Origin of the sequence: Nonomuraea sp. NPDC049158 (assembly GCF_040648335.1) — a bacterium.
In the GTDB taxonomy this organism is placed as follows: Bacteria; Actinomycetota; Actinomycetes; order Streptosporangiales; family Streptosporangiaceae; genus Nonomuraea.
The window spans coordinates 73,470-97,804 of the sequence record NZ_JBEZDM010000025.1 but is presented as its reverse complement, the minus strand read 5'-3'; the positions used below and the strand labels follow the sequence as shown (position 1 = coordinate 97,804).

At 71.0% G+C, this 24,335-nt stretch carries 22 protein-coding genes; 12 read left to right on the top strand and 10 right to left on the bottom strand.

From position 1 onward, the window contains the following. Positions 1–50 precede the first annotated feature (50 nt). The gene (locus AB0B61_RS39475; protein ID WP_358443450.1) at positions 51–1,403 is read right to left on the bottom strand and encodes an MFS transporter; all 1,353 of its coding nucleotides are present in this window, start codon (positions 1,401–1,403) and stop codon (positions 51–53) included. A 45-nt stretch (positions 1,404–1,448) separates the two neighbouring features. Between AB0B61_RS39475 and AB0B61_RS39470 the strand changes: the two genes are divergently transcribed. Beyond that, entirely contained in the window at positions 1,449–1,967 is a 519-nt protein-coding gene (locus tag AB0B61_RS39470; protein WP_358443448.1) for a helix-turn-helix domain-containing protein, read from the top strand. A gap of 32 nt (positions 1,968–1,999) precedes the next feature. Beyond that, the gene (locus AB0B61_RS39465) at positions 2,000–2,620 is read left to right on the top strand and encodes a pyridoxamine 5'-phosphate oxidase family protein (protein ID WP_358443445.1); all 621 of its coding nucleotides are present in this window, start codon (positions 2,000–2,002) and stop codon (positions 2,618–2,620) included. Positions 2,621–2,630: 10 nt separating this feature from the next. Here AB0B61_RS39465 and AB0B61_RS39460 read toward each other — a convergent pair whose 3' ends face one another. From AB0B61_RS39460 to AB0B61_RS39450, 3 genes are all read right to left on the bottom strand, one after another. Next, positions 2,631–2,807 (bottom strand): hypothetical protein, encoded by a 177-nt coding sequence (locus AB0B61_RS39460; protein ID WP_225288930.1) that lies wholly within the window; start codon positions 2,805–2,807, stop codon positions 2,631–2,633. A 356-nt stretch (positions 2,808–3,163) separates the two neighbouring features. Beyond that, positions 3,164–3,607, bottom strand: a complete 444-nt coding sequence (locus AB0B61_RS39455; protein WP_358443442.1) for a carboxymuconolactone decarboxylase family protein — start codon at positions 3,605–3,607, stop codon at positions 3,164–3,166. A gap of 98 nt (positions 3,608–3,705) precedes the next feature. Continuing rightward, positions 3,706–4,191 (bottom strand): hypothetical protein, encoded by a 486-nt coding sequence (locus tag AB0B61_RS39450; protein ID WP_358443439.1) that lies wholly within the window; start codon positions 4,189–4,191, stop codon positions 3,706–3,708. Between the two features lie 81 nt (positions 4,192–4,272). Between AB0B61_RS39450 and AB0B61_RS39445 the strand changes: the two genes are divergently transcribed. Genes AB0B61_RS39445 through sthA form a run of 3 tightly spaced genes read left to right on the top strand, consistent with a single transcriptional unit; the run spans position 4,273 to position 7,110 of the window. After that, a complete protein-coding gene (locus AB0B61_RS39445) occupies positions 4,273–5,403 on the top strand; it encodes an MFS transporter (RefSeq protein ID WP_358443436.1) in 1,131 nt (376 codons plus the stop codon). 27 nt (positions 5,404–5,430) lie between these two features. After that, complete coding sequence (locus AB0B61_RS39440; RefSeq protein WP_358443433.1) at positions 5,431–5,679, top strand: hypothetical protein; 249 nt, start codon at positions 5,431–5,433, stop codon at positions 5,677–5,679. 18 nt (positions 5,680–5,697) lie between these two features. Further along, positions 5,698–7,110 carry a Si-specific NAD(P)(+) transhydrogenase gene (gene sthA, locus AB0B61_RS39435; protein ID WP_358443430.1) on the top strand — a complete coding sequence of 471 codons (1,413 nt, stop codon included), beginning with the start codon at positions 5,698–5,700 and terminating at the stop codon, positions 7,108–7,110. A 25-nt stretch (positions 7,111–7,135) separates the two neighbouring features. Here sthA and AB0B61_RS39430 read toward each other — a convergent pair whose 3' ends face one another. Both AB0B61_RS39430 and AB0B61_RS39425 read right to left on the bottom strand, forming a co-directional pair. Further along, positions 7,136–7,894, bottom strand: a complete 759-nt coding sequence (locus tag AB0B61_RS39430) for a DoxX family protein (RefSeq protein WP_358443428.1) — start codon at positions 7,892–7,894, stop codon at positions 7,136–7,138. Between the two features lie 35 nt (positions 7,895–7,929). Then, positions 7,930–9,459 carry an MFS transporter gene (locus AB0B61_RS39425; protein WP_358443425.1) on the bottom strand — a complete coding sequence of 510 codons (1,530 nt, stop codon included), beginning with the start codon at positions 9,457–9,459 and terminating at the stop codon, positions 7,930–7,932. A gap of 177 nt (positions 9,460–9,636) precedes the next feature. Between AB0B61_RS39425 and AB0B61_RS39420 the strand changes: the two genes are divergently transcribed. From AB0B61_RS39420 to AB0B61_RS39390, 7 genes are all read left to right on the top strand, one after another. Continuing rightward, positions 9,637–11,367, top strand: coding sequence for a BTAD domain-containing putative transcriptional regulator (locus AB0B61_RS39420; RefSeq protein WP_358443422.1), 1,731 nt, complete (start codon positions 9,637–9,639; stop codon positions 11,365–11,367). Positions 11,368–11,382: 15 nt separating this feature from the next. Next, the gene (locus AB0B61_RS39415) at positions 11,383–12,279 is read left to right on the top strand and encodes a haloalkane dehalogenase (RefSeq protein ID WP_358443419.1); all 897 of its coding nucleotides are present in this window, start codon (positions 11,383–11,385) and stop codon (positions 12,277–12,279) included. A gap of 64 nt (positions 12,280–12,343) precedes the next feature. Then, positions 12,344–14,686, top strand: coding sequence for an AAA family ATPase (locus AB0B61_RS39410; RefSeq protein WP_358443417.1), 2,343 nt, complete (start codon positions 12,344–12,346; stop codon positions 14,684–14,686). Between the two features lie 112 nt (positions 14,687–14,798). Then, positions 14,799–15,785, top strand: coding sequence for an ABC transporter permease (locus tag AB0B61_RS39405; RefSeq protein ID WP_358443414.1), 987 nt, complete (start codon positions 14,799–14,801; stop codon positions 15,783–15,785). Next, entirely contained in the window at positions 15,782–16,660 is an 879-nt protein-coding gene (locus tag AB0B61_RS39400; RefSeq protein WP_358443411.1) for an ABC transporter permease, read from the top strand. The genes AB0B61_RS39405 and AB0B61_RS39400 overlap by 4 nt, the downstream gene beginning before the upstream one ends. Next, complete coding sequence (locus AB0B61_RS39395; protein WP_358443408.1) at positions 16,657–18,681, top strand: dipeptide ABC transporter ATP-binding protein; 2,025 nt, start codon at positions 16,657–16,659, stop codon at positions 18,679–18,681. Before AB0B61_RS39400 ends, AB0B61_RS39395 begins: the two co-directional genes overlap by 4 nt. 17 nt (positions 18,682–18,698) lie before the next feature. Continuing rightward, positions 18,699–20,402: an ABC transporter family substrate-binding protein gene (locus AB0B61_RS39390; RefSeq protein ID WP_358443406.1), complete on the top strand. Its 1,704-nt coding sequence runs from the start codon at positions 18,699–18,701 to the stop codon at positions 20,400–20,402. Positions 20,403–20,404: 2 nt separating this feature from the next. Here AB0B61_RS39390 and AB0B61_RS39385 read toward each other — a convergent pair whose 3' ends face one another. The 4 genes from AB0B61_RS39385 to AB0B61_RS39370 are packed head-to-tail and all read right to left on the bottom strand — an operon-like array spanning position 20,405 to position 24,318. Further along, positions 20,405–20,554 carry a hypothetical protein gene (locus AB0B61_RS39385; protein WP_357648476.1) on the bottom strand — a complete coding sequence of 50 codons (150 nt, stop codon included), beginning with the start codon at positions 20,552–20,554 and terminating at the stop codon, positions 20,405–20,407. Between the two features lie 41 nt (positions 20,555–20,595). Beyond that, complete coding sequence (locus tag AB0B61_RS39380) at positions 20,596–21,732, bottom strand: substrate-binding domain-containing protein (protein WP_358443403.1); 1,137 nt, start codon at positions 21,730–21,732, stop codon at positions 20,596–20,598. Between the two features lie 10 nt (positions 21,733–21,742). Then, a complete protein-coding gene (locus AB0B61_RS39375) occupies positions 21,743–22,852 on the bottom strand; it encodes an ABC transporter permease (protein WP_358443400.1) in 1,110 nt (369 codons plus the stop codon). Beyond that, positions 22,849–24,318, bottom strand: coding sequence for a sugar ABC transporter ATP-binding protein (locus AB0B61_RS39370; protein WP_358443397.1), 1,470 nt, complete (start codon positions 24,316–24,318; stop codon positions 22,849–22,851). The genes AB0B61_RS39375 and AB0B61_RS39370 overlap by 4 nt, the downstream gene beginning before the upstream one ends. Positions 24,319–24,335 lie beyond the last annotated feature (17 nt).

Sequence of the window (24,335 nt, the reverse complement as noted above, 5' to 3'; positions counted from 1 at the left end):
CCTAGCCGGAGGCGTGGCTCAGTGGCTCAGCGGCTCAGTGGCTCAGCGGCTCAGTGGCGGGTGACGAGTGCGGCCACGGCCGTGGCCGCCGTCAGCGCGATGCACGCCGCCACCGCGACCACCACCCCCTGCTGCGCCCCGAGCCCGCCGATGACCCCCGCCACCCCGGCCGCCCCCAGTGAGCTGCCCACGTACCGGGCGGTGTTGTTGGCTCCCGACCCCATGCCGACCCGATGCGCCGGCACGCTCTCGATCGCCAGATGGGTGATCGAGGAGTTGATCACCCCGGCCCCGATCCCGCTCACCACCAGTCCGCCGACCACGAGCGCGGGCACGAACTCCCCGCCCAGGCCCAGCAGCCCCGCGAAGCCCAGCGCCGTCAGCGCCAGCCCGAGCGCCAGCCGCGCGGCCGTGGGCAGCCGCAGGTGCCGCGACAGGAGCGCGGCCACGAACGACAGCCCGGACCACAAGACGAACAGCAGCGCGGTCCCGAGCGGCGTCATGCCGTGCGCCGTCTGCAGCACGGTCGGCAGGTAGGTGAGCAGCCCGACCACCGCCGCGCCGACCACCAGCGCCCCACCCGTCGCCACCAGGAACACCGGCCGCCGGAACAGCTCCAGGTCGATCAGCGGCTCCGCCCGCCGCCGCTCGGCCAGCACGAAGGCCGTCACCAGCAGGGCCGCCACCGCGAACGCCACCAGCACCACCGGCCGCGACCAGCCGAGACGGCCCTCGGTCACGCCCGTCAGCAGCGCGGCGACGCCCAGGCTGAGCAGCACCACACCGGGCACGTCGAACCGCCGGGGCGCCGGCGAGCGCGACTCCTCCAGCGTGCGCGCCGAGACCACCGCAAGGGCCACCGCGCACGCCGCCATCAGCCAGTACGCCGCCCGCCAGCCGGCCACCTCGGCCAGCACCCCGGACAAGAGCGGTCCCACCATGGTGCCCAGCCCGATCATCGCGCCGTAGCGGCCGGTGGCCCGCACCCGCTCCGGTCCCGAGGGGAAGGCGTGGCCCACGATGCCGAGGCTCGCCGCCAGCATCGCCGCGCTCGCACCGCCCTGCACCAGCCGGGCCGCCACGAACACCACCACGGTCGTGCTCAACGCGGCCACCACACTGGCGACCGCGAGCACGACCGTGCCCGCCACCAGCACCCGCTTGCGGCCGTAGTCGTCGGCCAGCCCACCGGAGACCAGCAGCAGCGCCGACAGGCCGAGCGAGATCGCGCCCAGGATCCACACCGGTCCGGTAGGGCCCGCGCCGAGCTCCCGCGCGGTCAGGGGCAGCGTGACCGTCGGCACCGTGAAGTTCGTCAGCACGAGCAGGGGCGCCGACGAGGCCACGGCGAGCGTTCGCCGGCCGGGCGCGATCACCGGCCTTGGTTCAGTGATTGAACTCATGCCGGGCAAGCTACCATAGTTCAATGAACGAACCGAGGGGGTCTCATGGCGCTGGGTAAGAACTACGACGCTCAGGACTGCTCGCTGGCCAGGGCGCTGGAGGTGATCGGCGAGCGCTGGACGCTGCTGGTGGTGCGCGACGCGATGTACGGCGTACGGCGCTTCGGCGATTTCCTCGCCCATCTGGACATCCCTAGGGCGGTGCTGTCGCAGCGGCTGGCCACGCTCGTCGAGGCGGGCGTCCTCGACAAGCGCCGCTACCAGGACTCGCCACCGCGCGACGAGTACGTTCTGACCCCCGTGGGCCACGAGCTCTGGCTGCCGGTCCTGGCCCTGGCCGACTGGGGCGAGCGCCACTTGTCCGGGACCGCCCCGCGCCGCGTCTTCCACCATCTGGCCTGCGGCTCCCGCATCGACGGCACCGCCCGCTGCGCCGCCTGCGGCGTGCAGGTGTCGATCGGGGAAGTGGAGGTACGCCCCGGCCCGGGCCTGAAGGGCATCAGGAACGATCCGGTCAGCGTCGCCCTGCGTACCCCGCATCGGATGCTCCACCCGATCCCCTGAGAGAATTGGCGAAACCCCCGAAGGGAGACGGCATGAGCTGGGTGGAGATCGAGTCGGAAGCCGAACTGCGCGAGCTACTGGGCGAGGTGATGCCGCGCGCGGCCACCAAGGACCGGCCGAAGCTGCACGAGCGCGACAGGCAGTGGCTGGAGAGCTCGCCGTTCTGCCTGATCGCCACCTCCGACGCCGACGGCACCTGCGACGTCTCGCCCAAGGGCGACCCGGCCGGGTTCACGTACGTCATCGACGACACCACGATCGCCATCCCCGACCGGCCGGGCAACCGCCGGGCGGACGGCTTCCGCAATGTCCTGAAAAATCCGCACGTGGGGTTGATTTACCTGATCCCTGGGCGCAACGAGACGTTGCGGATCAACGGGCGCGCCCGGCTGATCAGCGAGGCGCCGTTCTTCGACGACATGATCGTCAAGGGCCACCGCCCGCACCTGGCGCTCGTGGTGGAGATCGAGCAGATCTTCTTCCACTGCGCCAAGGCGTTCCTGCGCTCGGCGCTGTGGAAGCCCGACAGCTGGGAGTCCGACGCGCTGCCCTCGCACGCGACCCTGGTCAAGGACGTGCAGAAGGTCGAGGAGACCCTCGAGCAACTGGAGAGCTACTACGGCGAGACCTACGCCAAGAAGCTCTACGGCTGACCCTCGGGGATCAGGCGGCGGGGGTGGGGCCGTCGGGGAGCCGGATGACGTTGCGGCCGCTGTAAGCTTGGAGATCGACGACCTTGGGATCGTGATCGCGCGCGACAGGCCTGCGGCGCTCTCCCGACCGGATGTCGCGGATCTTGTGCCGGGCGACGTGTGGCGGCACCACCACTAGTCTCTTCATCGTGAGCCCCCCGTGACGTTCTTGTTACCTATGTTATCTACAGCTGCCTCGGTAAGATAGGTGTAAGTAGCGATTCAGTAAGGGAGTCGGCGGCCCGATGGGGACCGCAGGTCCAGGCCCGTGTTCCGGTCCTGTCGCCGCTTCGCCGACTTGACGATCCGCACGCGTCTCATGATCTGCCCCCTCTCGCGCTCGCCTGCGACAGCCTCTACGTGCACTGTGCACGCCACCGCTTGACGGTGGCTTGGCGGCGAGTTGCAGCCGCCATGTGCCACAACCTAACCGGGGACGTCCGCTCGTTCCATGTATTTCTACCGGGGGACCGGGGGGGAGGTGCCTCCCCCCGGCGGAAACACTCAGGCGCCGGGCGCGACCCGGGCCATGACGTTGATCCGGTTCCAGGCGTTGATCATCGCGATCCCCACGACCAGCGAGGCGAGCTGCTGCTCGTCGTAGTGTTCGGCCGCCTCCTGCCACACCTCGTCGGGGACGGCCGCGCGGTCGGCCAGCCGGGTCGCCTCCTCGGTCAGCGCGAGCGCGGCCCTCTCCGCCGGGGTGTAGACCGTCGCCTCGCGCCAGGCGGCCACGGACCAGAGTCGCTCGTCGCTCTCGCCGGCCTTCTTCATGGCACGGCTGTGCATGTCGACGCAGTAGCCGCAGCCGTTGATCTGGCTGGCCCGCAGCTTGACCAGCTCAATCGTGCCGACCGGCAGCCCGCACGCGTGCAGATACTTCTCCACGGCGAAGAACGCCTGGTAGGCCTCGGGGGCGAGCTTCATGACGTTGAGCCGCTGAGACATGGGAACCTCCATCGTGTAAGTCGTGACACGAGGAAGACACGACAGGGCGCCCATGTGTGACAACTTCGGACGATCAGCTGCCGCGGACCGGGGGCGGGTCAGCCGGCGCAGTTGCCCCAGGAGTTACGGCCGCCGCCGGCCTCGACGCGGCCGCTGGGGTCGCGGGTCCAGCCCCAGAACTTCACGCACTTCCAGCTACCGTTGACATGACCGGTCTCGGCGTAGAAGCGGTACTTCTGGACGTCCTCGGACCGGCCGCCGCCCCGCACCACGATGCCGGCGCCCGTGGTGGTCTTGGTGCCGAGATAGGCCGTCTTGATGGCGGCCACGCAGTTCTTCCCGGAGCGCTTGTTGTACATCAGGTACACGTGCCCGAACACCGCCCCCTCGCGCGTCTTCATCGCACGGTGACCATCGTTGACCCTGCGGAAACCGGGGCCGCACACCCGCTCCGGCGAGTACGGGGCGGCGCTCGCGGAGGCGGCGGCGCTGACCGGCGCGGTGGGAGTGGCAGTGGCGGCAGCGGGGGTCGCGGCGATCCCGGCGGCGGCCAGAGTGGCCGCGATGACCGTTCGCGTGAGCACGATAATTCCTTCGATTGGGGATATTTAGGACATTGACGATCTTTGCTGGCACATAACCGTAATGCACGGTGAGGGGGGTTGGTGGGGGAACGCGGCATACCGTTGATCGCGGTCAGCGCGGCCTGGGGCGGGTTCTGGGGCTCCTGGTCAGCACTGCTACCGGCGATCAAGGAGCAGCTCGGCGCGTCCACGGCCGATCTCGGGCTGGCGCTGAGCGCGGTGCCGGTGGGGGCGATTCCGGCCATGGCCCTGGCCGGGCGGCTGGCCGGCGGCAGGGAGCGTACGGCGCTGATCGCGGTCACCGTGGCCTTCGCGCTGAGCGTGGTGGCCATCGCGCCCGTCGGCTCGCCCGTGGCGCTCGGGCTGACGTTGCTCCTGGTCGGCATGGCCAGTGGGGCGCTCGACATCGCGCTGAACCTGGCCACCGGGCGGGCCGAGCGGGAGAGCGGGCGCCGGCTGTTCCAGGCGGTGCACGCCGCCTTCCCCGTCGCCGTGATCGTCGCGGCTCCCGCCACCGGGCTGGCCCGGTCGCTGGGCATGGGCACCGGCGCGGTGCTGGTGACGGCGGCGGCCCTCGTCCTCGTTTCGTCGCTGTCCGTGACCGCCCTGCGCATCGGCCGGGGACTGCCCGCCGCCGGGGGAGCGGGCGGCAAGCGGCGGTGGAGGGTCGCCATCGTGCTCGGCGCGCTGGCCGCGTGCGTGCTGATCATCGAGAACTCGGTCGAACAGTGGTCGGTGCTGCTCCTCGAAGACCATCGCGGAGCCTCGACAGTGGTGGCGAGCGCGGCCCCGGCCGTCTACATGGCGGCGCTCACCCTGGGACGGATCATCGCGCACGCCCTGCCCAGGCTCACGCTGCGGACCTTTTACCTGGTGGGCGGGGTGGGCGGCGTCGCGGGCATGGCGCTGGCGGGGCTCGGCGGCTCGGTCCTGGCCGCGATGGCGGGGTTCGCGCTGACCGGGCTCGCGCTCGGGCCGCTGGTGCCCGCCGTGCTCAGCCGCGCGGCGGCCGACGACACGAGCGGGGCGCTGGTGTCCACGGTCTCCGCGATCTCCTACACCGGATTCGTCATCAGCCCGCTGCTCGTGGCCGCCCTGACGGCCCGGTTCGGCCTGCCGGGCGCGCTCGCCGCGCTGGGGCTGCTGGCCGTGCCCCTGGTGGCCGGCTATCTCGGCGTACGGACGGAAAATTGCCGTCCGTTGAGGCAATGAGGAGGGGGAAGCGGGTATCCCCGGGCCATGGCCGTCTGCGAAGTCTGTGGCAACGATTACGACATGTCCTTCGAGGTGCACGCCCAGGGGGCGGTGCACACGTTCGACTCCTTCCAGTGCGCCATCCAGTTCATGGCGCCCATCTGCGAGCACTGCGGCACCCGGGTGATCGGGCACGGAGTCCAGTCGGGCGAGCACTGGTACTGCTGTGCCCACTGCGCCCGCCAGGAGGGCAGCCAGGGAATCGTCGATCGTGTCATGGCGGCGATGTCCTGATAGGTGGACACTTGATGTGTGGCCCCTTTTGACTTCGATGTCCTCGTACTCGGAACCGGTCCCGGCGGGCAGAAGGCAGCAATCGCCGCGGCGAAGCTCGGCAAGCGCGTCGCGGTCGTAGAGAAGACGCACATGCTCGGCGGCGTGTGCATCAACACCGGCACGATCCCCTCCAAGACCCTGCGTGAGGCGGTCCTCTATCTCACGGGCCTCAACCAGCGGGAGCTGTACGGGGCGAGTTACCGGGTGAAGGAAGAGATCACGGTCGCCGACCTCGGCATGCGCACCCAGCATGTGATCGGCCGCGAGATCCAGGTGATCCGCAGCCAGCTCGGCCGCAACCACGTGACGATGCTGCAGGGGACCGGCCGGTTCCTCGACCCGCACACCATCGGGATCACCAGTGACGAGGAGGAGAAGAAGGTCACGGCCGACAAGATCGTGATCGCCACGGGCACCTCGCCGGCCCGTCCGTCCACTGTGGAGTTCGACGACAGGACGGTCATCGACTCCGACGCGATCCTGCACCTCGACCGGGTGCCCGAGACTCTTGTGGTCGTCGGGGCGGGGGTCATCGGCATCGAGTACGCCTCCATGTTCGCGGCGCTGGGCACCAAGGTGACCGTGGTCGAGCGGCGCGACCGGATGCTGGAGTTCTGCGATCTGGAGGTCGTGGAGGCGCTGAAGTACCACCTGCGGGACCTTGCCGTCACCTTCAGGTTCGGGGAGAACGTCGCCGCGGTCGAGCGGCGGCCCCGTGGGGCGCTGACCGTACTGGAGAGCGGGAAGAAGATCCCCGCCGACTGCGTCATGTACTCGGCCGGCCGGCAGGGAAAGACGGAGGAGCTGTGCCTGGAGGCGGCCGGGCTGGCCGCCGACGACCGGGGCCGGATCAAGGTGGACGAGAACTACGCCACGCCCGTCCCGCACATCTACGCCGTCGGCGACGTCATCGGCTTCCCCGCGCTGGCCGCCACCTCGATGGAGCAGGGCCGGCTGGCCGCGCAGCACGCCTGCGGCGAGCCGGTCGCGGAGATGAACGACCTGCCGCCGATCGGCATCTACACCATCCCGGAGATCAGCTTCGTCGGGAAGTCCGAGGACGACCTGACCCGGGACAAGATCCCCTTCGAGGTGGGCATCTCGCGCTACCGGGAGCTGGCTCGGGGGCAGATCATCGGCGACTCGTACGGCATGCTCAAGCTGCTGGTCTCCTCCGAGGACCGGCGGCTGCTGGGCGTGCACGTGTTCGGCACGGGCGCCACCGAGCTCGTCCACATCGGGCAGACCGTCATGGGGTGCGGCGGCACGGTCGACTACCTGGTCAACGCGGTGTTCAACTATCCGACGCTGGCCGAGTCCTACAAGGTCGCCGCCCTGGACGCGATGAACAAGATGCGGGTGATCGCCCGGCTGACGGCCGAGCTGTGACCCGGTGACCGGCTCCCGGCGGGGATCACTCGTCGGGGGTCGTGCGGCGGCCGCGGGCCGGGGGCTTCTTGCGCCCGGCCACGAGCGTGTCGCCCGTTGCGGGCGAGGGGGTGGGCTCGTCCCCGGGCTCGGCCGACGGGCGGCGCGGCCGGGTGTGCGGTGCCGTGTCCTCCAGCGCTTCCGGCTCGCTCTCGGAGCGCGAACTCGACGACGACCGCGCTCCTGACGACTTGCCGCTCGAACTCGACGAGGCACCAGAGCTCGAGGACCCTGAGGGCCCTGAGGACTTGGGCCGGGCGGGCGGCCGGAACCCGGGAGAGTCGGGGTCGCGGAGCGCCGCGATGACCTCGTCGGCCTCCGTCTCGGCGGCGAACTCGTTGGCCGCCGCCGATTCCCGGCGCCGGATCACCACCAGATGGTCCACGGAGATCCGCCCGGCCCCCACCACGGCCAGCAGCAGCGCGGCCACGCCCAGCAGGATCAGCTCGTTCGTGGTGATCGGGTTGAGCGGCGGCGCGATCAGGAAGACGGCCAGGGACTCGGCGAAGAGGATCAGCCCCATCACGGAAACGATCAGCCCGGCGATGAGCAGCGCCCCGCCGATCAGCTCGGTGAGCATGGTGACCGTGGCCCAGGCGCGCGGCGCGGGCGCGCCCTGCGCGAGGAATTTCGCCCCCGTGGTGTTCAGGCCGTCTTCGAGCTTGGTCCAGCCGTTGGCGAAGCAGATGCCGCCCACACCGATGCGGGCGACCAGGGAAGCGAGATCATGGAGGGTCTGTCTCACGGTTGTTGTCTGCCCTAAGCGGGACATCACACACCTCAATCACGGCGCAGCAGCGTGGCCACGACGACGGCGGTCAGGCTGAGCAGGACGACGCTCACGACGACGGTCGTGTGCAGGGCATTGACGAAGGCCCACCGGGCGGCGTCGAGCAGCGCACCACCGGCGCCACCGCCGACCTGGTCGGCGACGTGCGCGGCACTGGCGAGAGATTGCCTGGCCTCGTCCATGCCACCGCCGGACACTCCGGGAACGTCGGGCAACGCGGGCGCGTAGGCGATCGTGGTGATCGTGCCGAGCACGGCGACCCCGAGCCCGGCGCCGAGCTCGTAGGCGGTCTCCTCGATGGCCGCCGCCCCGCCCGCCTGGGCCTCGGGGGCCGAGGACATGATCGTGTCGGACGCGGCGAGCAGCGCCACCTGCACGCCGAACCCGACGCCCACGAAGCAGACCGAGAGCATCACCGGATGCGCCTCGACGCCCCAGGTGAGCGTGGGGGTGAGCGCGAGCGCGACGAGGCCGAGCCCGCCGCTCATGGTGGCGCGCAGGCCGATCCGGGGCAGCAGGTGCGCCGCGGCCAGCCCGCCGCAGATCGCCGAGATCACCAGCGGCAGCATCCGTACGGCCGCCAGCAGCGGGCTGTCGCCGAGCACGAGCTGCAGGTATTGCGCCAGCATGAGCTGCAGCCCCACCAGCGCGAACACGCCCAGCAGCACCCCGGCGACGCCGGTGCCGAACTCGCGCCGACGGAACAGCCCGACCTCCAGCAGCGGCGAGGCCAGCCGGAGCTGCCGCCGGACGAACCAGACGAGCAGCCCCACTCCGGTGAGCAGGACCAGGACGGATGCCCCGAACGGGAGCAGGCTGCCCGCTCCCGCCTCCTTCAGCCCGAACGCCACCGCCAGGATGCCGAACACGGACAGCGCGGCGCTGAGACCGTCCCACGGCTGCCCGCCACGCTGCCGCGACTCCGGCAGCAGCCGGGCGGCGGCGGGCAGCAGCACGAGCAGGATGGGCACATTGATGAGGAAGACCGCGCCCCACCAGATGCCGACGAGCAGCCCGCCGATCAACGGCCCCACGGCGGCGCCCGCCGCGGCGACCGCGCTCCAGACGCCCAGCGCGATGGCCCGCTCACGCCGGTCGGGGAAGACCTGGCGGATCAGCGACAGCGTGGCCGGCATGATCATCGCGCCGCCCACCCCGAGCAGCGCCCTGGCCAGGATCAGGACCAGCGGCGTGGGAGAGAAGGCGGCGGCGGCCGAGGCCACGCCGAACAGCACGAAACCCGCCAGCACCAGCCGTTTGCGCCCGTAGCGGTCGCCGAGCGTGCCGAACAGGAGCAGCAGCGGCGCCACGACCAGCGAGTAGACGTCGATGATCCAGAGCAGCTGCACCGCCGACGGCTCCAGCGCCGCGGTGAGCGCGGGCACGGCGATGTGCAGGACGGTCGCGTCTACGGTGATCAGGAGCAGGCTCAGGCAGAGCAGCACCAGGATGGACCAGCGGTTGTCCCGATGTTCCTGAACCGCGCGCCGGAGGACCGGGGCGGCCTGAGTGACGGTCATGGGGCCTCCTTGCAGGCCGATCCGATCTCACGCAAGGCCCACATGAACTTGCGTGGCAGCTTAGGCCATGCCATCCACTCGGGACAGCGGTATCGGTCTATCCACGGCCTGAGGCACCTCTCTAGAGAGACACAGCCATATGTCCCGGCCTATCCATCTCTGTCCGGTCAGCCGATCATGGGGTCCGTGGGGACCGCCGAAAGTGCCGACAGGACCGACAGATCCCCCCGCGAATGGTGTGCAGAGGCGGTCACCAGACTCCAGGCGGGCCGCCCGGAAGCCGCGCTGGAGGCCGCTCGCACGGCCGCCGACATGGATCCGGCCAACGAGTGGGCCTACCGCCTGATCAGCCTCGCGCTGGAACGCCAGGGCCGTGACGCCGACGCGGTCGCGCCCGCGGAGCACGCGGTGCGCCTCGCTCTGGGATCCTGGCCGGCCCGGCTGCGGCTGGGCACCGCGTTGCGCCGCGTCCCCGGCCACTGGGACGAGGCCGTCGAGCAGGCGGCGTTGGCCCGCGCGTACGCCCCCGAGGAGGCCGCCCCCCACGTGCTCCGCGGCGATCAGGCGCTGCTCCGCGCCGAGCACGCGCCCGCCCGGCGCGCCTATCTGACCGCGCTCGACCGGGATCCCGCGCATCCGCAGGCCCGCGTCAACCTCGGGCTGACGCTGCTGCGCTGGGACCGCCTTCCGGCCCACCGCGACCCCGCCTGGCCGATCGACCCGCGCGAGAGCGGCCGGGCCAGGCGGGCGCTGGAGGTCTGGTCGCGCCAGTCCCGCCTGCTGGTCGCGCTCGCGACGATCGCCATCGTCGTGGCCGCCCTGGCCTTCGACCGGGGCCGCGAGGGCCGGCTCGGCGGCCTCCTGGTGCTGGTCCTGCTCGTGCCGATCACGCTCAGGCAGGTGCGCAGGGTGGGGGTGTGGTCCTACGTCCCCGCCATGCTCGGCCGTGACCCCTGGCTGGGCGCCGCCCTGGTGTCGGCCGTCGCCTCGGTGGTCGCGTTCGCGGGCTGGCTGACGATGGGCGCGCTGCCGGGCCTGCCATCGGCCTTCGACCCGGTGTGGGCCGGTCTGGCGGGCGTGGTGGTGCTCGGCTGGCCGGTGACGGCGGGCGTACGCGCGCTGGCCGAGCTCTGGCGGGGCAGTCCGATGCGGGCCCTGGCCCAGTTCGCCCGGGTGCCCGCCGAGCGCACGGCCAGGCGGAACACGGGGGTCACGCTCTGGATCGTGCTCGGCAGGACGTGGTCGGTGCTGGTGCCCCTGGTGTGCGGGGCGCTGGCCGTGGAGCCGCGGGCCGCCGTACTCGCGGTGGTGGTGCCGTACCCGCTGCTGGCCTCCTACCGGCGGATTCGCCATCACGAGGACAGATGGCTGCCGGTCGCGACCGGGCTGGTCGTACTGGCGTCCGTGGCCTGCGCGGTGGGCGGTCTGCTGGGGCTGACCTGGGCATGGCGGGCCGGGCTCGGCGCGCTCTGCGCGGCGGTGGCGGTGTTCGCGCTGCGCGCCGCGCGGGCCTGGTGGCGCGGCGGGCCAGGGCCCTGGCGCGCGTCACTGATCATGTGCGACCTGCCCACCGGCGACGCCCCGTCCGTCGCGCTCACCCCGGAGGTACGCCAGGCGTTCGCGTACGCCAGGAGCGTCGTGCTGTCCTTCGGCGACTCCCTCGGCCCGCGCGTCGTGGGCACGGCGGCGACCGTCACCCCGTCGGGAGAGCTCAGGCTGGTCGCCGAGACGCAGACACGGACGGCCGTCGAAGCGGATCCACGGGTGGCGGTCTTCGCCGCCGATCCGCTGCAGCGCAGATATTGGGTGGAGGTGCGCGGCATCGCCGTGGCCGATGCGGACCTGCTGCGGATCACTCCCAAGCAGGTGCTCATGGGGGAGTTCCCTGGGCGGCACCAGCGGCGCTAGCTAGAATATCGTTCTATGCGGACTCTCCGTACCCCCGAAGAGCGTTTCGCCGGCCTGCCCGACTTCCCCTACGAGCCGCGCTACGCCGAGGTGGCCGACGGCCTGCGCATGGCCTACGTCGAGACGGGCCGCGCCGACGGGGCGCCGGTGGTGCTGCTGCACGGCGAGCCGACATGGTCCTTCCTCTACCGGCACGTCATGCGCGAGCTGGCGGCGGCCGGGCTGCGGGCCATCGCCGTCGACCTGGTGGGCTTCGGCCGCTCCGACAAGCCGGCCGAACGGGCCGACCACACCTACGCCAGGCACGTCGAATGGACCCGCGCGCTGCTGTTCGACGCGCTCGGGCTGAGCGGCGTCACCATGGTCGGGCAGGACTGGGGCGGCCTGATCGGGCTGCGGATCGCCGGTGAGCATCCGGAGCGCATAGCCAGGATCGTCGCGGCCAACACGGGCTTGCCGACCGGTGACATTCCCATGCCCGAGTTGTGGCATCGCTTCAAAGACGCGGTGATGAACGCTCCCGCGCTGGACATCGCCAGATTCGTCCAGTCGGGCTGCAAGAGCGAACTCCCCGCGGCCGTGCGCGCCGCCTACGACGCCCCCTTCCCCGACGAGTCGTACAAAGCCGCCGCGAAGGCCATGCCGGGGCTCGTCCCCATCACCCCCGACGACCCCGCCGCGCCCGCCAACCGCGCCGCCTGGCAGGTGCTCACCACGCTCGATCGCCCCTTTTTGGTGGCCTTCTCCGACGGAGATCCGATAACGGGGGGTATGGCGCCGATCCTCATGAAGTCGATGGCGGGCGCCGCAGGACGCGCTCATCCGGTGATCACGGGCGCCGGCCACTTCCTCCAGGAGGACGCGGGCGGCGAACTCGGCCGCCACATCGCACAATTCGTCACCGGCACCTAGCGTGTCAGGTCCGCCCAATCGTCGGTCTGGTGCGGTATAACCAGGGGCGGACCGGGGAGGCGTGATGCGTGAGTCCGGCAGGGCCCAGGCCGCAGGGCGGACCGCGGCGCGGGATCTGTTTGAACAGGTGCGGCTGCGCTATTTCCATCTTCCCCCGGCCATGCGCCGGGTGATGCACGTGGTCGTGCTCATCGCGACCGTCGGCGTGGCCGCCGCGCTCGGCTGGGACCTGTTCAAGACCTTCCTCATCACCCTGCTGGTGCTCGCGTTCCTCGCGCTGACGCTGCGCTTCCCGCGCGCCGCCGCGACCGTGCTGGTGCTCGCCGGCTGGTGCGCGCTGCTGCCGGTGTTCTACCTGTGCTTCCCGCCGCCCTCACTGGCCCCCACGCTCTTGATGGTGCTGGCCGTGCCCGTCGCCGCCGGCGCGCATCTGATCCGCTGGGTGACGCCGTGGCTGACCGTGCTGATGGCGCTGGTCCCCGCCGGGGCGCTCGCCGCGGCCCTCTCGTTCGTCTCCGACGGCGCCGCGGTCTGGGTCGCCTACGGCGCGGCCACCGCCGTCCTCGTCCAGCGTTTCATCGCCGCCCGCCGGGCCAGGGGCGCGCTGAGCGCCGAGGAGCAGGTCCGGGTCAGGGCCCGCGACGGCAGGCCGGAGGCGCCGCCCGAGAAGGCCGGCGGGCTGCCCGACATCTCGGTCGAGGAGGCGCTGGCCGAGCTGGAGAGCATGATCGGGCTCGTCCCGGTCAAGGAGCAGGTCCGCTCGATCGCCGCCTCCATCGAGGCGTCCCGGCTGCGGGCCGAGGCCGGCTACAAGGCCGGCCGGCCGACCAGGCACCTGGTCTTCCTCGGGCCGCCGGGCACGGGCAAGACCAGCGTGGCCCGTACGGTGGCGAAGATCTTCTACGCGTTCGGCCTGCTCGACACGCCCTTCGTGGTCGAGGCGCAGCGGGCCGACCTGGTGGGGGAGTTCCTCGGCGCGACCGCGATCAAGACCAATGAGCTGGTCGACCGGGCGCTGGGCGGCGTGCTGTTCATCGACGAGGCCTACGGGCTGATCAACTCCTCCGACGGCCAGCCCGACAGGTTCGGCGCCGAGGCCGTGCAGACGCTGCTCAAGCGGGCCGAGGACGACCGCGACCGGCTGATCATCATCCTGGCCGGCTACGAGCAGGAGATGACCTCGTTCCTGTCCAGCAACCCCGGCCTGGCCAGCAGGTTCGCCACCCGGGTGCGCTTCCCGAGCTACTCGCCGGGTGAGCTGTCGGAGATCACCGAGCTGCTCCAGCGGCACCGGGGCGACACGATGGCGCCCGACGCGCGCGCCGCGCTGCTCGGCCTGTTCGAGGACGTCCAGCGGCGCGGGCTGGTCGACGACCTGGGCAACGCCCGGTTCGTCCGCAGCCTCATCGAGGCCGCGGCGACGGCCCGTGACGTGCGCGTCGTGGGCGCGGGCGGGACGCCGACCACCGAGGACCTCGTCACCACCACGACCGCCGACGTGACCAAGGCGTTCGACGAGCTGACCGCCCGCTTCCGCGGCTACGAGGACACCCCCACCATCGAGGAGGCGCTGGCCGACCTCGACCGGATGGCCGGGCTCGAGCCGGTCAAGCGGCAGGTGCACGCCATCGCCGCCCAGCTCCAGGTCGCCCGGATGCGGCAGGAGCGCGGGCTGCCCACGCCGCCGCAGACGCGCCACTTCGTGTTCGCGGGCCCGCCGGGCACCGGCAAGACCACGGTGGCCAGGGTCATCGGCCGCATCTTCGCCGCGCTCGGCCTGCTGGCCAGGCCCGACGTGATCGAGGCGCAGCGGGCCGACCTGGTCGGCCAGCACCTCGGCGCGACCGCGATCAAGACCAACGAGCTGGTCGACCGGGCGCTGGGCGGCGTGCTGTTCATCGACGAGGCCTACAGCCTGGTCAACCCCGGCTACTCCGGCGGCGACGCGTTCGGCGCCGAGGCCGTGCAGACGCTGCTCAAGCGGGCCGAGGACGACCGCGACCGGCTCGTGATCGTGCTGGCCGGCTACCAACGCGAGATGGACACCTTCCTGGCCACCAATCCCGGTTTGGCCAGCCGGTTCAACCAGCGGGTCGCCTTCCCCAGCTACTCCGCGCGGGAGCTGTCCGAGATCGCCGTGCTGCTGGCCGACAAATCGGGCGACCGCTTCGACGAGGCGGCGCTGCGCGACCTCGACGAGGTCTTCGCCTGGGTCTGCGACGAGCGGCTGATCGACGGGCTCGGCAACGGGCGCTTCGCCAGGTCGCTGTTCGAGCGCGCGGCCATGCGCCGCGATGTGCGGCTCGCCGCTCTGGCGGGGGGTGGCGGGTCGGCCAGCTCGGCGGAGCTGACGACTATCACCAGTGACGATGTCCGCATGGCCGTGGACGAACTTTCCGGACGTTAGGCAGCGAACTTTCCGGACGTTAAGCAGACTGCAGTTTGGTAGTTCCGTGCGCCCCGATGCTCGCATGGTGTAGCAATATGACTACACATCGTGCGCGCCGAAGGGGAGGGCGATGGCGGGGTTCCTGGCCCGCAGGCTGCTCAACTATCTCGTGCTCGTGGCCGTCGCAGCCAGCCTCGCCTACATGCTCGCGGCCAGCGCCCTCGATCCGCGCTCCAACTACGCCGACCGGACCCCCAAGCCGCCCCCGGCCGTCGTGGACGCCCAGCTCACCGCGCTCAACCTCAACGACCACACGCCGCTGCTCGAGCGCTACGCGACCTGGGCGGGCGGTGTGGTGCAGGGCGACTTCGGCCGTACGGTGACCGGTTCGCCGGTCAACGAGGACCTCAAACGGCGCATGGGGGTCACCTTCCGGCTGGTCATGCTCGGGCTGATCTTCGGCAGCCTGCTGGGGGTGATCGTCGGGGCGGCCGCCGCGGTCAAGCAGTACGGGTGGTTCGACCGATTGTCGACAGGGATGTCGTTCCTGGTGCTCGCGATGCCGGTGGTCGTGCTGGCCAACATGCTGATCCTGCTCGGCACCCTGGCCAACGATCGGCTCTTCGGGCACCGGCTCTTCCTGGTCAGCGGCGAATACAGCGCCGGGCTCGACACCGGCTTCTGGGGGACCGTGAGCGACCGGCTGCGGCACCTGATCCTGCCGACGATCTCGCTGTCGCTGGGGCTGACCGCGGTCTTCAGCCGCTACCAGCGCAACGCCATGCTCGACGTGCTCGGCGCCGACTTCGTCCGCACCGCCATGGCCAAGGGGCTGAGCAGGAGCCAGGCGCTCATCCACCACGCCCTGCGCACCGCCCTGATCCCCGTGGCGACCTACTTCGCCTTCACCTTCGGCGCGCTGCTGACCGGCGCGACGTTCACCGAGAAGATCTTCGGCTGGCACGGGCTGGGCGAACAACTGATCAACTCCATCTTCACCAACGACGTCAACACCGTGGCGGCCATCGCCTTCATCGCCGCGATCGCGGTGCTGTGCGCGTCGCTGGCGGCCGATCTGCTGCACGCCGCCCTCGACCCCCGGGTGAGGGCCGGATGACGGCGCTGCTCGTCGGTAGACGGGCTCCCTCGCGGCTGCGGGTGGTCGCCTGGCGGTTCTTCCGGTCCACGCAGGGGCGGATCGGCTTCGCGGTGCTCGTGCTGCTGTTCCTGCTGGCCTTCGCCGGGCCGGTGCTCAGCCCGTGGTCCTACACCGACAAGGACTTCACCGCCTTCCTCAGCCCGCCGTCGGCCGAGCACTGGTTCGGCACGCTGCAGACCGGCGCCGACGTCTACGCGGTGACGCTGCGCGGCATGCGCAAGTCGCTGATCGTCGGGCTGCTGGCGGCGCTGGTGTCCACCGCGCTGGCCGCCGTCGTCGGGGCGTTCGCCGGCTACTTCCCCGGCTGGACCGACCGGACGCTCACCTGGGGCGCCGACCTGCTCCTGGTGCTGCCCGCGTTCCTGATCCTGGCCGTCATGTCGCCGCTGTTCGGGGCGGGGCAGTGGGTGCTGTTCGTGATCATGCTGGCGCTGTTCCTCTGGATGGTCACCTCGAAGATCGTCAGGGGGATGACGATCTCGCTGAAGCAGCGGGAGTTCATCCAGGCCGCCCGGTTCATGGGCGTCTCGCCGGTGCGCATCATCTTCCGGCACATCATCCCCAACCTGTCGTCGCTGCTGATCGTCGACGCCACCCTCAATGTCAGCGCGGCCATCCTCACCGAGACCTCGCTGTCCTACTTCGGCTTCGGCATCCAGCCGCCCGACGTCTCCTTCGGCACGCTCATCGCCGACGGCTCCAGGACCGCCCTCTACGCGCCGTGGACGTTCTGGTTCGTCGCCGGGCTGCTGGTGATCACCGTGCTCGCGGTCAACCTCATCGGCGACGCGCTGCGCGACGCGTTCGACCCCGCCTCCCGGAGGCCACGGTGACCCCCGTCCTGGAGGTCACCGACCTCAACGTCTCCTTCGGCGACGTGGCGGCCGTACGCGGCGTCAGCTATGCCGTACACCAGGGCGAGGTGCTCGGCATCGTCGGCGAGTCGGGCTCCGGCAAGTCCGTCACCTCGGCCGCGGTCATGGGCCTGCTGCCGCCGGGCGCCACGGTCATCGGCTCGGTGCGGCTGCACGGCAAGGAGCTGATCGGCGCCCGGCAGCGGGAGCTGACCGCCTTGCGCGGCAAGAGCATGTCGATGGTCTTCCAGGACCCGCTGTCCGCGCTGACCCCCGTCTACCGCGTCGGCGACCAGGTCGCCGAGGCCGTGCGCGTCCACCAGAAGGTGACCAGGAAACAGGCCGAGGCCATGGCCGTCGAGCTGCTCGACCTGGTCGGCATCCCCAACCCGGCCGAGCGGGCCCTGGCCTTCCCCCACGAGTTCTCCGGCGGGATGCGGCAGCGCGCGGTGATCGCGATGGCCATCGCCAACGACCCCGACGTGATCATCTGCGACGAGCCGACCACCGCGCTCGACGTCACCATCCAGGCGCAGGTGCTCGAGGTGCTGAAGAAGGCCCAGCGGGAGACGGGCGCCGCGATCGTCATGATCACGCACGATCTCGGGGTGGTGGCCGGGTTCGCCGACCGGGTGCTGGTGATGTACGCGGGCCGGCCGGTCGAGGTGGGCGGCGTGGACGACATCTACTACGGGCCGCGCATGCCCTACACCGTCGGACTGCTCAGCTCCATCCCGCGCGTCGACACCGACGGGCGGCACCCGCTGGTGCCCATCGAGGGCGCGCCGCCGTCGCCCGCGGCGCTGCCGCCGGGCTGCCCGTTCGCGCCGCGCTGCCCGATGCGGGTCGACGCCTGCGAGGCCGCCGAGCCGCCGCTGTTCGACGTCGGCCCGGCGCACCAGGCCGCGTGCATCCGGTGGCAGGACGTACGCCCCCGCGTGGCGGCCAAGCACGCGGTCCCCGCCGAGCCGCGCGACGGACGGCCGCGCCAGGACCGGCAGCCGGTGCTGAAGGTCGACGGGCTGGTCAAGCGCTACCCGCTGCTGCGCGGGTCGGTGTTCAAGCGCAGGGTCGGCACCGTGCACGCGGTGGCGGGGGTCAGCTTCGACGTACGCGAGGGCGAGACGCTCGGGCTCGTCGGCGAGTCGGGCTGCGGCAAGACCACGACGCTGATGGAGATCCTCGAGCTGACCGAGCCGCAGGAGGGCCGCATCGTCGTGCTCGGGCACGACACCGCCCGGCTCGGCGGCGCCGAGCGGATGGCGATCAGGCGCGACATGCAGGTCGTCTTCCAGGACCCGCTCGCCTCCCTCGACCCGCGCATGACCGTCTACGACATCCTGGCCGAGCCGCTGCGCACCCACGGCAAGGGCGATCCGGCCGGCCGGGTGGCCGAGCTGCTCGACCTGGTCGGGCTCGACCCCTCCCACGCGGCCCGCTACCCGCAGGACTTCTCCGGCGGACAGCGGCAGCGCATCGGCATCGCCCGCGCGCTGGCGCTCGAACCCAGGTTCCTGGCGCTCGACGAGCCGGTCTCCGCACTCGACGTGTCGATCCAGGCCGGGGTGATCAACCTGCTCGACGCGCTGAAGGCCGAGCTCGGGTTGTCCTACCTGTTCGTCGCGCACGACCTGGCCGTGGTGCGCTACATCGCCGACCGGGTGGCCGTCATGTACCTGGGCAGGATCGCCGAGATCGGGCAGGTGGACGCCGTCTACGAGGCGCCCGCGCACCCGTACACACAGGCGTTGCTGTCCGCGATCCCGCTGCCCGACCCGGTCCGCGAGCGCTCCCGCCGGCGGATCCTGCTCGAAGGCGATCTCCCCAGCCCGGCCGACCCTCCGTCGGGCTGCCGCTTCCGCACCCGGTGCCCGAAGTTCAGGGGCGAGCTGACCGATGACGAACGCACGGTGTGTGTGGCCGTCGAGCCTTCGGTGCACCTGCTCGACAAGGACCAGGGCGCGGCCTGTCACTACGCCGAGAAGCTCGAAGTCACCTAAGCGGGAGGATTCGCTCGATGAAAGCATCACGTCTGATCGTGGCCGCCCTGGCCGGCTCGCTGTGCCTGGTGGGTTGCGGCCGGGGCCCCGGCGGCTACGGCAGCGATGGCCTCGCGGGCGGCCCGCGGGGAGACGAGCGGAACGTCAAGGCGTACGACATCAACCCGCAGCCGCGGGACAAGGTCAAGGACGGCGGCACGCTGCGGTGGGGCATCAACGAGTTCCCCACCCAGTGGAACAGGAACCACGTCGACGGCAACCTCGCGGTGGCCGCCGTGGTCAGCAACGCGCTGCTGCCCGCGCCGTTCAGATCCGACGAGAAGGCCGACATCACCGCGAACCCCGACTACCTGATCAGCGCCGAGGTCACCTCCCGCGACCCGCACCAGGTCGTCACCTACACGCTCAATCCCAAGGCCAAGTGGTCCGACGGCAAGCCCATCGACTGGGCCGACTATCAGGCCCAGTGGAAGGCGCTCAACGGCACCAATCCCGCCTTCCACATCGTCTCGTCCACCGGTTACCAGGACATCTCCGACGTACGGCGGGGGCGCGACGACTATTCGGTCGTGGTGACGTTCGCCCGGACCTTCGGCGACTGGAAGTCGCTGTTCAGCCCGTTGCTGCCGGCCTCCACCAACAGCACCCCCGAGGCCTACAACACCGCCTGGCTGAACAAGATCCCGGTGACGGCCGGGCCGTTCAAGTTCAAGGGCTTCGACCAGACGGCGAAGACGATCACGCTCGTCCGCGACGACACCTGGTGGGGCGACCGGGCCAAGCTCGACCAGATCATCTACCGCGCCTCCGAGCAGGACTCCCTGATCGGCGCGTTCAGCAACGGCGAACTCGACATCACCGACGTCGGCCCGTCGGCGCCCGACTACGCGCGCGCCAAGACCACCCCCGGCGCGACCGTACGCCAGGCGGCGGGCCCCGACTTCCGCCACATCACCTTCAACGGCTCCAGCGACCTGCTGAAGGACCAGCGGGTCCGGCAGGCCATCCAGCTCGGCATCAACCGCCAGGCGATCGCCCAGTCCGACCTGCAGGGCCTCGACTGGCCGATCGCGCTGCTGAACAACCACTTCTTCATGAACACCCAGGAGGGCTACCAGGACAACGCCGGCGCCCTGGGCGTCTACGACCCGGCCCAGGCCCGGCGCCTGCTCGACGCGGCGGGCTGGCCGCTGGGGGCCGGTGGCGTCCGCCAGAAGGACGGCAAGCCGCTCGACCTGCGCTTCGTGGTCCCGTCGGGCGTGCAGACCGGCAAGTCGGAGGGCGAGCTCGCGCAGAGCATGCTCGCGCAGATCGGGGTCAAGCTCACCATCCAGGCCGTGCCCAGCGATGACTTCTTCACCAAGTACGTCATTCCCGGCAACTTTGATATGACGCCGTTCGCGTACATTGGCACGCCTTTTCCGGTTTCGAGCAGTTTTGGGATCTACGCCAATTCGCCGAACGGGCAGACGTGGAACGCCAACTTCGGCCGCGTGGGGTCGCCCGAGATCGACGCCGCGATGAACGAAGCCGGCCAGAACCTCGACCTGCGGCAGGCGCACGCGGACACCAACGCGGCGGACAAACTGATCTGGCAGGAGGTCAACGTGCTGCCGTTGTACCAGAGGCCGCAGAACGTGGCGGTCAGCGAGACGCTGGCCAACGTGGGGGCCCGCGGCTTCTACGACCTCCGCTACCAGGACATCGGCTTCACCGGCTGAGGTCAGTGCCGCCGCGAGCGCAGCCGGTCCAGGAATCGGCGGGCCTTGCGCTGGTTCTCCGGGTCGTTGGCCATGCGCTTGGCCTTCTCCATCGTCTGCTTGCCTTGGGGGCTGCGCAGATACGCGCGCACCCGATCCATGAGGGTTGCCATCCGGGACCCCTACCCAAAGTGGGCCGCTGAACCCGAATCGGTCAGCCGTTCCAGATTCGCTCGTAGGCGGCGCGATAGCCCGGGGGGTCCCACGAGGTGGCGTCGTCGACGTTGCGTCGCGTGGTCAGATGCACCGGCGCGACGTACCCGCTCGGGGGCCGCCCGGCGAACGCGCGGTTCAACTCGTCGACGATCTGGCTGCCCTGCGCGTTCAACGGCTCGGGAACGGTGGCCTGCTGGAACTGCCGGTCTCGGACACGCTGGAAAGCCGACGGATCGCCGTCACCCGCGCCGATCGCGTAAGGGGGCCCCTCGCCGGCCTTGCCCGCGGCGCGCAGCGCCGCCGCCGCGTCGGCGAAGTACAGGTCGTTGATGGCGACCGAGTAGGTCCATCGATCGCCGAAGCGCGACACGAGCGAGGAGACCGCCTGAGGCGTGCGGCTGCCCGTGTCGGGAAGCGGGATGTTCTGGTACGACAGCAGCTTGACGCCGGAGCAGCTCAGCAGCGTTTTCTTGATCAGCTGTGCCTTGTTCTCCGCGAAGGGGATCGACGAGTCGGTGAAGATGACGACTCCCGCGTGCCCTTTCGACTCGGCGATGATCCAGAACGCGCTGATTCTCGCGACGTCCTCCACCCGGGTGGTGATGTTGGTGAAGAGGCTCGGGTTCGCGCCGGGTCCTGGCCGGCTCGCCGCGTGCCACCCGACGAGCGGGATGCGCATGTCACCGGCCTGCTCGACCTGCTCGGCGGCGGAGTTCGGGTCGAACCCGCCGATGACGATCCCCGAGGGGCGCAGGGCGACGGCCTGGCCGAGGGCCTCCCGTACCCCGGCCGGAGTGCCCTGGCCGTCGATCACCCGGACGTTCCAGCCGATGGATCCGCCGGCTTCCCGCACCGCGTTGGCCGTGCCCGCGATACCGGGATTGGTCATGGTCGCCGCGACGTACACGATGCTCTTGCCGCGGATCGCTCGCGGACCACTTGTGGGACCGTTCCAGGGGACGACCTCCTCGGCCCGCGCGACGGCCGGGCCGGCCGTGGACAGGACACCGGGACACGTGCTCGCCGACGGGCCCGGTGCGGGGGCGAGAGCCGAGCCGGACGAGCCCCGGGAGCAGCCGGCGGCGAGCACGCAGGCCACCGCCAGCGCCGTCGCGGTGCGTGAGAACAGGTTCACGCTCGGATCCTTACCCAGCGGGTGGGACGGTTCGCGGCGGCGATGGGTCGCGGGGCGGTGTGGCGGCGGCGGACTCTGCCGATGGCGCCCCCGACAGAGGCGGAGGCGGCGGCGTGCGGCCTGACGCGGCCGGTCCCGCGTGCAGCCGGCGCCGGGCCGCGTAGCCGACGAGTCCGACCGCGATGAGCAGGGTGACCCCGTTGAACAGCGGCGTCACCCAGAAGTCCGCCCCCAGCTGGCCGATGCCCGACAGGCCGATCGCGAGGACGGCGACGGCGACGACGGTACCGAGAGGGTTGGCCCGTCCGGGTCTGATCGCGGTGGAGCCGAGCAGGGCGGCGACGAACGCCGGCAGCAGATAGTCGAGCCCGACGCTCGGATTGCCGATCTGCTGCTGAGCGGCGAGCAGGACGCCCGCGAAGCCGGTGACCAGCCCGGAGCCCACGAAGGCGTAGATGACGTACCGGCGGGTCGGGATGCCGATCAGGTCGGCGGCCCGCGGGTTCGAGCCGATGACGTAGAGGTAACGGCCGACGGGAAGGCGTTCGAGCACGAGCCAGAGCGCCGCGGCGAGGACGAGCACGTAGAACGCGGGGGCGGGCAGGCCCAGGAACTTGGCGTCGGATATGCCGGTGAAGGCGGGCGGAAGGCCTTGCGGGCCGGGAACGATCCTGGCGCCCTGGGTCGTCCAGCCCGTGATGGCGTACAGCACGCTGCCGGTGCCCAGGGTGGCGATGAACGAGTCGATCCGGGCGAACTCGACGAGCAGGCCGTTGATGACGCCGACGAGCGCGCCGCCGATGAGCACGCCGAGACAGGCCAGGGGCCAGGGCCAGCCGCCGGCGATGATGAGTTGCAAGGTCACGACGTGTCCGAGCCCGATGCCATAGCCGATGGACAGGTCGAACTTCCCCGTGATGATGGGGATCATCGCGCCCAGTGCCAGGATCGCGGTGATCGAATGAGCCGAGAGGATGGACGTCAGGTTGGCCATCGTGGGAAAGGTGTCCGGCAGGGCGAGCGTGAACACGACGAACAGGACGACCGTCAAAGCGAGCAGTCCATAGCTGCCGATGAAGTGGCCGGCGGTGCGCCGCCGGCGCGGGGATCTCGTGGTCATCGGGGATTCGCACCAGTGGCGGCGGGTGCGGCCGACGCGGCGTCGGTGAGCGCGGTGACCGTGAGGGCCGCACCGGCCACCTCGGTGGTCACCGTCCCCCGGACGAACATGAGGGCGCGATCACATACGTTCACGACCTCTTCGAAGTCGGCGGAGACGAGAATGGCCGCCAGCCCGGCGGCCAGGGCTTCGTCGAGGAGCCGGTAGATCTCGGGTTTGGCGCCGGCATCGACACTGGCCGTCGGCTCCTCGAGGATCAGGAGGTGGCGGTTCGTGCCGAGCCAACGGCCGATCATGACCTTCTGCTGGTTTCCGCCTGACAGGGTGGCAAGAGGCGCCTCGGCGTCCGCGGGGTGGACGCCGAAGCACGCGACGAGCGCCGCCGCCTCGGCACGCTCCACGCGGGGCCGGATCCAGCTCAGTGGTGATCGGCCGTGTGCCCTGGGGTTCGCCAGGAAGTTCTCCCGGACGCTGAGGCCCGGCGCGGCGCCTTCCTCCTGCCGGTCGCTCGTCACCAGGCCGACACCCGCGTCGACGGCCGCCGACACCGACCGCGGACCATAGGGCCGCCCGTCGAGCAGCACGCGGCCGGCGAGGATGGGGTGCGCGCCGGCCAGAGCGCGGCCGAGATCCACGTGCCCGGCGCCGGTGAGGCCGACGAGACCGATGGCCTCGCCGGCCCGCAGCTCGAGGCTGATCGGGCCGGCCTGCCCGGTGCGCACGCCGGCGAGGCTCAGCACCACCTCTCCCAGGTCGCGATTCGGGCGCCGGTGCGTCGTCGGTTCGCGCCCGACGATGTCACGCACGAGGGTGGTGGAATGGCCGACGGTGAGGGAGCCGTGGCTGACGAGGCGCCCGTTGCGCAGGACCGCGACTCTGTCGGCGATCTCACGCACCTCGTCGAGCCGGTGGCTCACGTACACGATCCCGTGACCCCGCGCACGTAGCGCGCGGAGCGCGTCGAACAGGCGGGCGCGGTCGGGCGCGGGCAGGCTCGCGGTCGGCTCGTCGAGGACGATGATCTCGGTTTCGGCGGCCAGCGCGCGGGCGATGGCGACGAGCGACCGCTCGGCGCGGGTGAGGTCGGCGATCTGGTCATCGGGGTCGAGCTGGATCGCGACAGACCGGAGGGCCGCCAGGCAGCGCTCGCGCACCCCATGCCAGGAGATGAGGCCGCCGCGCCGGCGGTAGCCGGTGCCCAGGGCGATGTTCTCGGCGACGGACATCCACTCGACGAGGCCGAGGTCCTGGTGGACGAACGACATGCCGCGGGAGGCGGCCTGGCTGCCCAGCGGATGGCCGGCCACCATCACCTCCCCTTCGTCGGCGCGATGGACCCCGGCCAGGATCTTGATCAGCGTCGACTTGCCGGCGCCGTTCTGCCCGAGCAGGGCGAGGATGGCGCCGTGGTGCAGTTCGAGATCCACCCCTTCCAGCGCGGAGATGCCGCCGAACCGCTTGCTCACTCCACGGATGCGGATGA